This is a genomic window from Armatimonadota bacterium (genome assembly GCA_013314775.1).
Classification (GTDB): domain Bacteria; phylum Armatimonadota; class Zipacnadia; order Zipacnadales; family JABUFB01; genus JABUFB01.
Map to the genome: position 1 here is coordinate 92,634 of JABUFB010000006.1, position 13,287 is coordinate 105,920.

The 13,287-nt window shown below is 64.1% G+C and carries 7 protein-coding genes; 3 read left to right on the plus strand and 4 right to left on the minus strand.

The window, feature by feature from the left end; all coding sequences use genetic code 11:
* Positions 1–104: 104 nt before the first annotated feature.
* On the minus strand, positions 105–1,013 hold the full coding sequence (locus HPY44_06110) for a hypothetical protein (protein NSW55568.1): 909 nt from the start codon (positions 1,011–1,013) through the stop codon (positions 105–107).
* A 615-nt stretch (positions 1,014–1,628) separates the two neighbouring features.
* Here HPY44_06110 and HPY44_06115 point away from each other — a divergent pair.
* The 3 genes from HPY44_06115 to HPY44_06125 all read left to right on the plus strand — a co-directional run bounded on the left by HPY44_06115 (position 1,629) and on the right by HPY44_06125 (position 8,171).
* A complete protein-coding gene (locus tag HPY44_06115) occupies positions 1,629–2,849 on the plus strand; it encodes an ISNCY family transposase (GenBank protein NSW55569.1) in 1,221 nt (406 codons plus the stop codon).
* 172 nt (positions 2,850–3,021) lie between these two features.
* Entirely contained in the window at positions 3,022–3,594 is a 573-nt protein-coding gene (locus HPY44_06120) for a hypothetical protein (GenBank protein NSW55570.1), read from the plus strand.
* 152 nt (positions 3,595–3,746) lie between these two features.
* Positions 3,747–8,171 carry a beta-galactosidase gene (locus HPY44_06125; GenBank protein NSW55571.1) on the plus strand — a complete coding sequence of 1,475 codons (4,425 nt, stop codon included), beginning with the start codon at positions 3,747–3,749 and terminating at the stop codon, positions 8,169–8,171.
* Positions 8,172–8,356: 185 nt separating this feature from the next.
* On the opposite strand, the gene HPY44_06130 is transcribed toward HPY44_06125, so the two are convergent.
* From HPY44_06130 to HPY44_06140, 3 genes are all read right to left on the minus strand, one after another.
* Positions 8,357–9,856, minus strand: a complete 1,500-nt coding sequence (locus HPY44_06130) for an ATP-binding protein (GenBank protein NSW55572.1) — start codon at positions 9,854–9,856, stop codon at positions 8,357–8,359.
* An 88-nt stretch (positions 9,857–9,944) separates the two neighbouring features.
* The gene (locus tag HPY44_06135) at positions 9,945–12,143 is read right to left on the minus strand and encodes an ATP-dependent RecD-like DNA helicase (GenBank protein ID NSW55573.1); all 2,199 of its coding nucleotides are present in this window, start codon (positions 12,141–12,143) and stop codon (positions 9,945–9,947) included.
* A gap of 15 nt (positions 12,144–12,158) precedes the next feature.
* Positions 12,159–13,151, minus strand: coding sequence for a L,D-transpeptidase (locus HPY44_06140; GenBank protein NSW55574.1), 993 nt, complete (start codon positions 13,149–13,151; stop codon positions 12,159–12,161).
* Positions 13,152–13,287 lie beyond the last annotated feature (136 nt).

The window sequence follows — 13,287 nt, forward strand, 5'->3', positions numbered from 1 at the left end:
CAGGCGGCCTGCAACCGCGACAAACACCCCAGATCCCATCCCGCGAGATCCGGAATGGACGCCGGTTGATGGTATCAACGCCCTGGAGTAACCGACAGCCTCCGCTACGGCACTGATGGCGGCGTGGGCGAAGTCACGAAGGGGATCACCGCACTCTTCACCCAGCCGCTCTCGGTGCCGCAGGTAGGCTCTGCCTGACCGCTTTTCCGCGCGCATACCACCCAGTAATAGTTCGTGCTTCCCTTCAGAGCGCTGGTGGATGCGGGGCTGTAGGTCCATGCCCCGAAAGTCCCGACGGAGTAGACCACGGGCGACTGCACAATCGGCTGGCCCGTTGCGCTGGAGTTGCTGTAGACCCGCACCTGGTACTCATCGGCCCCTGTGGAGTTGTTCCAGTTGAATGCCACAGCGCGCGGGTTCACGGTGGACATGGAAGTCGGTCTTGTTCCCGTGGGGGCCAGGAAGTAGGTCACCGGTCCCTGTGGCGCGCTGGCCTCACTCAGGGCAGTAGGTGGATCGACGTCAAGGTCGTCGGATGCTGCGGTGGAAATTGGGGGGGCTGACGAGTTCGGCGGCGCGATAACCCGGGCACGATAGTAGTAAGTCTGGCCCACAGCTACGCCGGGGTGGGTGTAGGTCGCGGAAATCGAACCGTCCTCCTCATTGCCTCGGTAGAGGTAAGTGAAGTCGCGTGAGAAGGCGACGAGGGGATGGTTCGTCTGAGTGTCCTCGTAGACCGGCAGATCCTCGCCGTCGATGATGTCGATCAGTGCCTCCTGCGCGGCGTTGAAACCGTAGAACTGACCCCGGAACACGAGCCACGCGATGACCGTTGTCGTGCTGTTCTCGCGCCAGCCCATGCGGATCACCGGCGGATCGCCAGGAGCGGCCTGATACAGATGGGCGGACTTGACCTGGCTCGAAGAAGCTTCCTCGTCGGAACTGCCACATCCCGTGAGCCACAGGATGACTGCGCCCAGAAGCAGCAGGGGCACGGGTCGAAAGACTGCCATCGGTCCGACCTCCTTTGTGTCCGGACTAGCTCGCTCCGGTAGTCCAGTGTCCCCCCGGATACGCATTAGAACATAATACCATGCATCGTAGTTTCATAGGATGATGCAGCGCGGTCAGGGGTGCGTTTCGGTCTTCCAGCCATCAGCGCGTGATCTGATCGCTGACTCAAGCTCGTCTGGGCCCACTGTGATCATCCGCTCTCCGCTAGAAACGAGTTCCGCTTTCCAAGCGTGTCAGGATCGCGTCGGTGGGCTTTTTGCCTCCAAGCCCGCGGAGTCGGCGACAGCCTGTCGCCGGGGCGGAAGCCCCCGTATTGCCGCCCCGCGATGCATCTCGAGCCCCTAACGGGGGCGACAGGCGACGGTTTCATCCGAAGGCCGACAGCACACGAGGCAGCCTCGCATCCTGCAAGACCGATGGTCTCGCCCTGCGGCTTGGTTATGTGTAAGCGCAACGTGATAATGTCCGGTTGGTGCAAAGTAGAAATGTCCGGTGGTAGTGTCGTCGTCGTCGCGCGGCGAACTATCCGGGATGGAACTACTCATGAGCGTAAAAGAGCGTGACTGTCTAAGATCGTTTCGCAGTTGGCAGGACCCGGCGGTGGTGCCGGCAAGTTGACCCAGGCCCAGGCCGCGGACTTGCTGGGGTGCACTGAGCGCCATGTGCGGCGTCTGGTGCGGCGCTATGAGCACGAAGGCGACGCCGGCCTTGTTCACAAGTCTCGCGGCAGGCCGTCGAATCGCTGTCTGCCCCAGGAGTTCCGGGAACAGGTCATGGTCCAGGTGCGCAAGCATTACCGCGATTTCGGCCCGACCCTTGCTGCGGAGATGCTTGCCGAACGCCACGGCCTATCGGTCAGTCGCGAGACCCTGCGCCAGTGGATGATCGCCGAAGAGCTGTGGAAGCCCAAGCGCCGCAAGGCCGTTTATCGACAGCGGCGCCCGCGCAGGGAGTGCTTTGGCGAACTGGTGCAGATCGACACCTCCGAGCATGACTGGTTTGAAGGACGGGGCGAGAGCGCGGTGCTCATCACCCTCATCGACGACGCCACCAGTCGCGTCACTATGCGCTTCTTTGAAGCGGACGACACGCAGGCCAACATGACGATCCTGCGCGACTACATCGCCCTGCATGGCCGCCCTATGGCTTTCTACGGCGACAAGGCAAGCCATTTCCGGGTCAACCGCCCGGCCAGCGTGGAAGAGCAACTGGAAGGCCTGGAGCCCGAGACCCAGATCGGGCGCGCCCTGCGCGAATTGGACATCACGTGGTTCACGGCCCATTCTCCCCAGGCCAAGGGACGGGTGGAACGCAGCTTCGACACCGCTCAGGACCGGCTGGTCAAACTGATGCGCTTGGACAACATCCGCACCATAGAAGAAGCCAATCGCTTCCTGCAGGAGCGCTACATGCCCCAATTCAATGAACGCTTCACGGTTCCGCCCGCCTGCGATACGGACGCCCACCGTACTTGCGAGGGCCTGGACCTGGACGCCATCTTCAGCCACCAGGAAGAGCGCGTGGTCACGCGGGACTACACGATCCGGTTCAAGAACCAGCGCTACCAGATCAAAAAAGAAAGCGCCGCGCCGGGCCTAGTGCAAAGCAAGCTGATCGTGGAACAGCGCCTGGACGGTAGCATCTGGCTGCGATGGCGGGATCAGTACTTGCAGTTCGTGACGATAACCCCCACCCCGACGGGCGCCGCCGCTGCCCTTCCGGTCGGGCTACGCCCTCCCTACAGGGCAGCGGCCAAAGGCACAGCCGTCACCCCGAAGGCAGACCACCCGTGGAAGAAACCCTACAAAGGAGACTCCCGACCCCAACGGCAGTAGGACATTTCTACTTTGCACAAAACCGGACATTTCTACTTTGCGTTGACACCTGCGGCTTGGTTATGCTTGTCATCAGCCTGTGACCGCGCTATACTGGCACAAGCCTCTTGTGTCGCGGCGTGTTGTGATTTGCTGAACTTCTCTTCGCAGCCATTGGGGTCACCTGCCGCAGATGAACCGCCACGATCGCGACGATAGCGACTGCAGCTTCATGGACCGGATCTGGGAGGTCTTGAGACCGGGGTCGCGGCGATATGTGATCGCCGGGGCCATACTCTTTTGGCTGCTGTTTCTTACCCGCGGTGCGATTACCCTCCCCCTTGTCGTAGGTTGGTCAGATGCCCGGCAGCTCCTCGAACGCGAGCGGCAACGCGACGCCCTCAAGCGCGAGCTCGACGAGTACCACCGGGCAATTCCCCATTTCCGCTCTCCCGAGGGACAGCAGCAGGCCCGCAGGATGTTCTACAAGTACCGGGAAGAGGGCGAAGTCTCCATCCGGCCCACTCCGCAGGCCCCTGGTGACGGACTGGCTGAGCGCCTCAATGGCTGGATGGACGCGACCAAGAATGAAGCGAGAGACTGGAGCCTCGACCGGTCCGAAGTGCTGAAGCGCTGGGCCATGGACCCGCCCGAGGAAGAGAATGCCGAAGAGGGCGTCTCCGGGGCCACGAGCGCGCCGGCGGTGGAAGACCTGGCCCGCGAAGCCTTTGAAGCCAATGACGCAGCAAAGACCGGTGCAGACTGACATCACCCCGGTCACCAGCGCCGGGGTGCCTCACGCTCACCCCCCCAACATGCCCCTCGGAAGGACTGCTGACGCGCCGGAAGAAACATAATCGCCGAGCTCATGATCGCGACGCCGCAAGTTCCTCCGGCGATCCTGGGAGTGACCCGACAATGCGTCTGTGCGCCCTTCTGCTGATCCCCCTGCTGTTCACCACACTAACCGCCGTGGCCCAGGACGAGCCCGCCTCCCTTCTGCTCAACGGCGGCTACGAGCGCGCGGGCGGCTGGTCGAAGCCCCCATCGGCGCAAATCGTCGAGACCGGCCGCACTGGACGCGGCCTCATGTTTGACGGCGAGGGTGGAAGCTCTCAGGAAGTCATTCCCGAGGGCGTGGGCAACACTTTCTCCTGCTCGGTGGAAGTGCGCACCGAGGACATCCAGGGGCAGGGATACGCCTACGCTGCCATCTACCAGCTCAACGCCGACGGCGACTGGATTGAGTTCAAGGATTTCGCTCAGGTGAAGGGGACCCGGGACTGGACCCGCTATGACTATACTTTCAGCCTGGTTCCCGGAGCGGAGATGATCTCGGTGCGGTGCGGGATTTTCGGCGCCACGGGCAAGGCGTGGTTTGACAACTGGACCCTCGTCGCCGGGCCGCGTGCCTTCGGCTTCGACGAAGTGCGGTTGGGCGCCGCAGGTGGGCGCCGCGAGAATGCCATCGCGATCCTGCGCCAGCCCGACCTGCCGGTGAAAGGCGCGGCATCCTCCCCCGAGCGGCTCGGGCAGATTCTGTCCGACAGTGGGTTCACCGTGACCTTTCTCGACGCCGAACAACTGGCCTCACCCGCGCAGCTCAGCTCCGAGAAATTCGGGATCCTTGTGCTGCCGTATGGCCAGTCCTTCCCGGCGAAGGCGCGGGCAAGCTTCATCCGCTTCCTGCGTTCTGGCGGGCATTTCATCTCCACTGGCGGGTATGCCTTCGAGAACCTGCTGGTCCGAGAGGGGGACACCTGGCTACCCGAGGCACAGGCTCTCGATAAAGCGCTCGCCGAGGCGCTGAACAAGTCCGTGCTGCCTGACGGCGGGTTCGAGAGCTCCCAGGATGCGCCGACCGGCGGCACAGAACTGGACGGCAGGTGGCGACGAGACGGGGATGCGTGCACCATCTCCGACGAGAATCCGCACGAGGGCAGGTTCTGCGCGAAGATAACAGTGACCCCGCAGGAGCCGCGCGAAGACCGCTGGTACCTGGACATCACTCCGAAGCGCGGGGCACGCTACCGCGTGAGCGGGTGGGTGCGGACCGAAAACGTGCAGCAACTGGGCAACGGGTTCGCGTACCTCGCCCTGTACGAGTATGGCGACGAAAACAAGCTGGGCAAGTGGAAGGACTTCGCGGTGGTGCGCGGGACCACGGACTGGCAGCGGTTCCAGTATGACTTCTCCCCCGCCCCCGGCACCACGCGCCTGCACCTGAAAGCCGGTCTTTACCGGGCCACCGGAACCGCGTGGTTCGACGACATTCGGCTTGCCGACATCACCGGCACCGATCCGCGCCCGATGAACACGAGTACCGGAGACCCCCAGGACGGGCTCCAGCTTGCGCCCTCCCAGATCGGCGTTTTCGACGCAAGTTACCCGCTGCGTCGTGCGAGAGAACTCCGCGCCGGGCAGAACCAATTCATCGTCGATCCGGAATGCAAATTGCGCGGGGACGTGAACGGCTGGGTTGCCGCCGGCGTGCAGGGCTACGACAATGCACGCTGGGTTGAGCTTCTTGACTCCCGCGACCGGTTCGGACGCAAGCGTGGCGCCGCAGGGGCGTTGATGGTGAACTACAACGGCTTCTACGCCGGGTCAATGTGGGGCTACTTCGGCGTCGAGAATCGCGACATCTTCGACGGAACCAGCCCGGAGATCGACCGGGCGCTAGTGAACCTCGCGCGATTTATGTCCCAGGGCCTGTTCCTGCACAACCTGCGTACGGACCTGGCATCCTACAAGGACGGCGAACCAGTGAAGCTGTCCGTCAAGGTTGAGAACTGGGGCGGCGATGCGAAAGACTGCCGCGTTGTGTTCCGCCTGGAGCCCCAGGGCAGCGGCCAGGCGCAGGAACTCGAGGTCGCACTCGCCGTGGGGCCCGGAGAGAGCGACGAGGCGGAAGCCACCTTCGCGCCCGGGACCTTCGCGGCGGACCTGTACCGCATCACCGCGACGCTGATCGCCGGAGATGCCCCCGTCGACCGCATGGTCAGCGGGTTCATCGTCCAGCGCGACCAAGTGGCCGCGAGCGGGCCTGAACTGCGATTCCACGACAACTACTTCCACCTCAATGGTGAGCCGATCTTCCTCTTCGGCAGCGACACCTACGCCTACACTTACAACTCCGCCCACGAGAATCCGTACGCGTGGATGCAGGAACATACCGCCGCCCGAGACTTCGGGTTCGAGGTCTACGAGAACCTGCAGTTCAGCCGTCCCGGCTGGGTGTTCCGGCCCGAAGACTGGCGGCAATTCGAGGGCATGGCACAGTCCTGTCAGCGCGAGGGCCTGGTGTTCATGCCTTGCCAGCTTGTGGGGCACAATGTGGCCATCAGCGAGGAGGACCTCGAGAAGCAGGCGCTCCAGTGCGAGGCATACGGGGAGTACATGGGCAAGTACCCGGGTCTCCTGTACTACCTGAACGGCGACTTCTTCATGAAGTTCGACGACACCCATGCCCTCAAGAAGCTCTGGAACCAGTGGCTCGCGGACAAGTACGGCTCGGCGGAGGCGCTCGCCCGGAGCTGGGGCGATGAGGTCTACGGCGACTGGGGCGAGCTGACATTCCCGCCGCCCGCGCCGGGGGGTTGGAGCAGTGTTCGCGAGTGTGACCGCATGCGGTTCGAAGTGTGGCTCACGAAGCGTTGGGTTGAGCGCCACGTGAAGGCCGTGCGCAGCAAAGATTCTGAGCATCCCATCACATCCGAATACTATCAGCGCCCGCACGGCGGCCTGGACCTGATCCTTACCATCGACGGGCAGGATGCCTCGAATATCGGCTACTTCGACCGCCCCTATGAGGACGTGAACAAACTGCCTCTCACTCTGCGGCTCATCGACCTGCGTATGCGAGGCAAGTCCCTGGGGCTTGGTGAATATGGCGTGAAGACGCATCCTGCATGGTCTGCCGAGAAGCGCGCTGGGGGCTACCATCTGGTGCGCACCGAGGAGGAGCAGAAGCGGTTGTTCATGGCGGTGGCCCATTACGGGTTCGGCATGGGCGCCTGCAAGGTGCAAAACTGGTGCCTGCGCGACGCCAGCGAATCGGTCTTCCCCTGGGGCGTCCTGTACCCCAACGGCTACCTGCCCAAGGATGTGGCGTACTGGCACCGTAACCTGTCCCTGGTTCTTCGCCACCTGCGCCCGGTCTACCAGGCGCCCGAAGTCGCGGTGCTGCTCCCGGACAACATGCGCCTGGGTTCACATGGCCAGGTAGGAGTCGAGGTGGCCCATAACGCCTTCCGCGCGTTGCTGTCGCTGAAGACCGAGTTCAACGTGATCAACGAGCACCACATCGATGCCCTCAGCGCTGACACAAAGGTGCTCATCTGGCCCTCTCCCTTCTGCCCCGATGATGCGGCATACGAGAAAGTGCTGAACTGGGTGCGCGCTGGCGGGCGGCTCCTGGTCACCGGCGACCTGTCCCTCAACTGGGACCGCAAGCGTACCCGGCAGAACAGGCTCCAGGAACTGTGCGGGGTGGAGTTCGTGCGCGAGATCTACCTGCCGCCTGCCCGTGACGCGCAACCGGGACAGGCGATGCTCGGGCTACGGGAGGACTGGCAGGCGAAGCCGTGCGTCGCGGTGCGCAGCGCCGGGGCGACGGAACTGATCACCACGGAGAACGGCGACCCTGTGGTCTTCATGAACCAAGTGGGGGCAGGGCTGGTCTACTACTGCACCGACCCGCTGGAACTGGGCGCGCCGGACGCGGTCTTCGAGCAACTGCGGGCGCTCTACTGTGTGGCGGTCAGAGGTTCCGGGCCGCCCGAGCCCTGGGATGGGGTGCACATCGCGCGCCAACCACTGCGTTCAGGCGGCCAGTTCGTGATGGCCTTCAACACCGAGATGCCGCCGGGCGCAAAGCAGATCACTTTGCCCGCCGGAGACGCCGACGTCGAGGTCCGGCTGGCCAGCCGCTATCCGGCTTTCACCGCGACAAAGGGCGAGCAGATTCTGGTGGGTGTGGGTTGTTCGGGAGAGGCGACCTTCGACAGCGCGCCACTTATCTCGGGCGAGGCGCAGGTGGCCTGTCTCTCGCTGGACGGCAAGTCGCTGCCCGTATCCGAAGCCGTGCTGCTCTGCCCGTTCTCCCAGGGCGCGACGCGCTTCCACTCGCGCCTGCCGGCTGACGAGATGGTGACCCTCGTGGGGGACATCATCGACGGCAGATGGGTGACCTACGAGACTCATCCGGGGAAAACCGAGATCGAACTCACCGAGGACACCATGACCTGCCTGATCGTGTTCTGCAAGGCCGGGCAGGTAGAGCGCTGGGCGGACGCCCTTGAGCAGGCCATGCGCGAGCCGTGGAGCACGCCGGGGTATTGAACAGCAGGAGCGCGGTGGGGCTGCACCGGACAACCAGGGGCTTCGCGAGGAGAAAGGCTTTGCAAGACCGGGACAACCGTGGCCCACGGGGCGGTGAGGCAGAAGTCGGGGCCCTATGGACAATGGCTCTACCCCGCCGAAGAGGGCCACAGAAGGCGGTGGCTTTCGGTGACTGCAACGGCGCGTCAACGCATCAGCAGAACCGACGACAGCGGCAGAGCGACAATCCGCGGGTCGTCCACAACTACGCCGTCGGCCAGGGTCACCAGCAGGCCGAAAGGAGCGTTATAGACGGTCTTCTCGAGAAACGCCCTGAGGCCCACTGTGTCGCGGTGCTTGTCCACGTACTTGCGGTACTTCACCTCGAGCGGAATGCGATGCTCGCCGACGGTCAGGACGAAGTCTACTTCCGGCTCTGACGGGCGCTCCGGGAACCAGGCGACATCGAGGCCGGGCAAATCACCCAGGTAGTAGCCGAGGATGCTCTCTGCAATGTGCCCCGCGAGATCAGTCAGGTGCGAAGCCTGCGCCAGGCTGTCTGGTGTCAGTGGTATCTGTTCTTGGAGCCAGCTGGCCCTGAGGCCGTGGTCGCACAGGCACAGCTTGCGGTTATGCTTCCTGCGCTTGAGCCGAAGTTCGAGAGGCTCGATCAGACGCACCAGCAGCGTGTCATTGAGGAAGCGGAGATAGGTGTTCACCCGCTGAGCGCCCACGTTCGTGGACAGTGCCGACTGAAGCTCGGCGACGAAGGTGCCATGCCCCGGTGCCTGGCCGGCGTACCGGCAACAGAGACGGAACAACTCCTCAAGAAGCCCCTGGTCCCTCGAAATCCCGCGATCCCCGAGCCGCAAGTCGTGCTGGATGACGCGGCGGATCACCGTCTCATTGAGTTGATCGGCCACCTCCTCCCAGGGCCGGTCCTGGCGCGCCTGTGCCATCGGATACCCGCCGCGCTGCGCGAAAGCTGCGAAGGCTGCGTCCCGTGTTTCGCGTTCCTTCAGCCCCTGATCGCGGACCGACTCCCAGAAGGCTTTCTCCAGCAGCGGCGCCAAGCCGTTGAGGCGTAGCAGTGGCTCGTGTCCACCGCCGCCGATCCCTTGCAGATCGGCGATCTCTCGCAGAAGCAGGGTGCCCAGCTCCAAGGTGGTGATGCGTCCCGCGAGGCTGTCGCGGCCCCGCTCGATTCGCAGTGCAGAGCTCCCCGTAAGCAGCACCCGGACGGCCTGGTGGTCGACAAGAGCCTTGATCTGGTCCGCCCAGTCCCGCAGGTTCTGCACTTCATCGAGAAAGACGAAGACGGGCTCTCCTTTGCGAGCCATGCCGTTGAATGTGTCCTGCAGGACTGACTTCTCAAACCATCGGCAGAGGGTGAGTACCGGATCGGCGATGCCGCGCAGCGAGGCGATGTCATCGAACTGGACGCGGAAGATGCGGCGCGGCGCGTATCCTTTCTCCTGCAGCATATGCTCAATGATCTGCTGCTGCAGAGTGGTCTTGCCAACCTGTCGTGGACCGCGAAGCACGGTGACTGGAGCGAGGCCGTTCTCCAGTCGCTGCAGGGCGTGAGGGAACATCCAGCGCCGGAACTCAGGCAAGGGAGGCAGCGGGTCTCCGCGCCACCACGGATTGGTGCTGGCCAGGAAAGCCTCAAGTTCCGGCGGGACCTCGATCAGAGGCCTGTCCATGGTTCACTCCCGCGACGATGCTGTCGGCCACGGCCCAATCATACCACAGTGTTGCGAGACCAGTGCCACGGTGAGGGGCAAGCCCGCCTCACACCCTCCCCGACAGCCGCTCCGCAAGCCGGGTGAAGCGGTCGCGCTGGGAGACGTTGTTGATCGCCCGCCAGATGCCTCGCTGGTTGCCCACGATGCACGCCATGCGCTGCGCCCGGGTCAATGCGGTATACAGGAGATTGCGCTGGAGCATGATGTAGTGGCTCGCGTGGATCACCATCACCACGGCCGGGTACTCGCTGCCCTGCGACTTGTGGACCGTGAGTGCGTACGCCAGCGCCAGATCCTCAAGTTCGTCGGCCCCGTACTCCACCCGGCCCATCTCGTACTCCACCACCAGCACCCCGCGCTCGCGGTCGATGGCGCTGATGAAGCCAATATCTCCGTTGTACACGCCTTTGTCGTAGTTGTTCGCGGTCTGCAGTACCCGGTCGCCCTCGCGGAACACCGTCTCGCCGCGTCGCACTTCGCGCCTTCCCGGGCCCGCCGGATTGAGGGCCTCCTGCAGCCGCTCATTGAGCACCTTCACCCCGATGGGCCCGCGGTGCAGCGGAGTAATGACCTGGATCTCCCGCGGGTGGAACCCCATCTTCGGCAGGCTCTGGGTAGCAGTGCGGATCACCCGATCAGCGGCCGCCTCCGGGTCCTCCTCCTCCAGCCAGACGCAGTCGCCCCGTTCCTTGAGCCACTGCTCATGTTTCGGGAAGCGCGGGGACTCGCCGCGGTTCAGCAGGTGAGCGCTGCGGATGATATCGCTGCCCTCGGCCTGTCGGAAAACCTGGGTCAACCGGCAGACGGGGGCCACCCGCGAATCCACGATATCCCGCAGCACATTGCCCGGGCCCACGCTGGGGAGCTGATCGGCGTCGCCCACGAGGATCAGGCGCGCGTGATCCGGCAATGCCCGCAGCAAGTCCCTGGCCAGCAGGATATCCAGCATGCTGGCCTCGTCCACCAGCACCACGTCGGTATCCAGCGGCTCATCCGGGCCATGCTTGAACCCGCCTCGGAAGGGGTCATACACGAGCAGGCGGTGAATCGTTGTCGCCGCATGAGCGGCAAGTTGCTCCAGGCGCTTCGCGGCGCGGCCCGTCGGACTTGCGAGGGAGATGCGCTTGCCCAGGGTCTGGCAGGCATCCACAATGGCCCGGGTCACAGTTGTCTTCCCGGTGCCGGGGCCGCCGGTGATCACGCACAACCCGCTGCGCAGTGAAGTCACCACCGCCTGCGCCTGCTCGGAGGTCAGTTCGGTTGCGCCCATGGTCTCGCGGCGTTTGAGCCAGGCGAGAATCTGGTCTTTCGTGGGCGCTCCGTCCATCTCGAGATCCGTCAGGCGCAACAGGATGCCCGCCACCTGGCACTCCGCCTCATGCATGCGCTTCAGGAAGATCCCCGTCTCATCCCCCAGTGTTTCGCGCACCACATCCTCAGAGACAACCAGGCGGTCCAAACCCATCTCGATGTGTTGTCGGAAGACGTCGAGGAGCGACTCAGCGCGCTCCAGGAGAGATTCGGCGGGCAGGAACAGGTGGCCCTCCCCGGTCGCGGAGTCCAGCACGTGCAACAGCCCGGCCTCAATGCGCGAGGGGTCTTCGGCGGCAATGCCCACCACCCGCGCGATCCGGTCGGCCGTGAGGAACCCGATGCCCCGGATGTCCTTGGCCAGCCGGTACGGTTCGCGTTCGAGTATCTCCACCGACTGGTCGCCGTACCGCGCATAGATGCGTCCGGCAATTGCCCCGCCGATGCCTTTCTCGTGCAGGAACACCATGATGCGGTGCACGGTCTTGTGGCGTTGCCAAGCCTCCAGCAGCGCGGCGGCGCGCTTCTCACCGATGCCGGGCACTTCGCAGACGCGCTCGGGCGCAGAGTCGAGAATGTCCAGGGTCTTATCGCCAAAGCGCTTCACCAGTCGCTCAGCAAGCGCCGGCCCGATGCCTTCCACGAGGCCGCCGGCCAGATACGCGCGGATCGCGGAGGCGGAAGTAGGCCGCACAAGCTGGTAGCGTGTGAACCGGAATTGCCTGCCATACTGAGGGTGGTCGGCCCATTCGCCGAACAGCCGGACGCTCTCTCCCACATCGGGGCTGAGCATGTTGCCCACAACATTGACGACCTGGTGCACGCTCACCTGGAGCCGGGCAACGGTCCAGCCGGTGTCTGGCGCATGGAAAGTGATGCGCTCCAGCACGCCGTCCAGACTCTGTTCATCCATGCCCTCAAGCTGCATCTTCATTGGTCGCCGATAGACTCAATAGATGTAAACCGGCGTGCCCACAGACACCATGGAATACAACACCTGGGCGTCCGATTTGTGCTGGCGCACGCAGCCGTGGGATGCCGGCCTGCCCAGGAGCCGGTAGTACCCCGGTGAGGTGGCGTGGATTCCGTGGCTGCCGCTGGAAGTGATCCCCAGCCAGTAGGGCATGTGTACCCGGTACAGGCTGCTGAAGGGGTTGAGCGCCTTGTTGAAGACCTTGCCCATCGCGCCTCGGCTGCCACGGGAACCCGGCTTCATCTTCGGCGTCTGGAAGGGCGGCACCGCCGTGGAGATCATGTGCATGCGCTTGATCTTGCCGCCCTCGAAGTAGTAGAGCCGCTGCAGGCGCTTGCTGATAGCGATGCAAGTGTCCGGCAAGTCCTCGAACTCCCGCGGCCACAGAATCACCGGGATCTCGTGAGCGGCAATCAGATTGCCCGCGGCATCATACGCGCCAATACGCAGGCGCAATGCAGGGCCGTCAAGCCAGGGCACCTGCCAGCTGACCTGCCCGGTGTTCGGAAGCATATTGCCCTTGACGACGCCCGAGAATCTCCCGCGGTCCTTGCCCCCGAGCTGACAGAGCTCACCGTAGTAGTAGATGCGCACCTGGGTCGCGGACTTGGGCGCGATCCAGCGGATGGTCACTGTCTCCCGGTCTCGCCAGATCCCGTTAGGCTTCGGGCTGACGAAGCGCAGGACGTCGGTGTCCGGGAGCGCGATGGTTGGCTCCGCCGGCACGGGCTCGATTTCCACAGGCGGCCCCGGCTCGGGTTCCGGTTCAGGCTCGGGTTCCGGTTCAGGCTCAGGTTCCAGCGCAGGCGGCGGGGGCTCACCCGGCACATGGTCGTGGATGTGCGGCGGCACCGGAGTCTCTCTCGCTGTTGACCGCGCGGCGTAGGAAGGGCAAAATCCCACGGCGAGAATGAGAAGCGCGACAGATAGGGGCGTCGCCTGGCTGAACAGCGTCAGTTTTCGATGCATGGTCCGCTCAGTAGTTCGTCCTGGTGTGCTTTCCCATTTCCAACGGGCCGCAGGCAATCATATCCTGCAAGGAGAATAGGCGCAAGCCGGTGGGCAGACGGGTGCCACTCCTTCTCGAAGTGGTGCTCGCATCCAG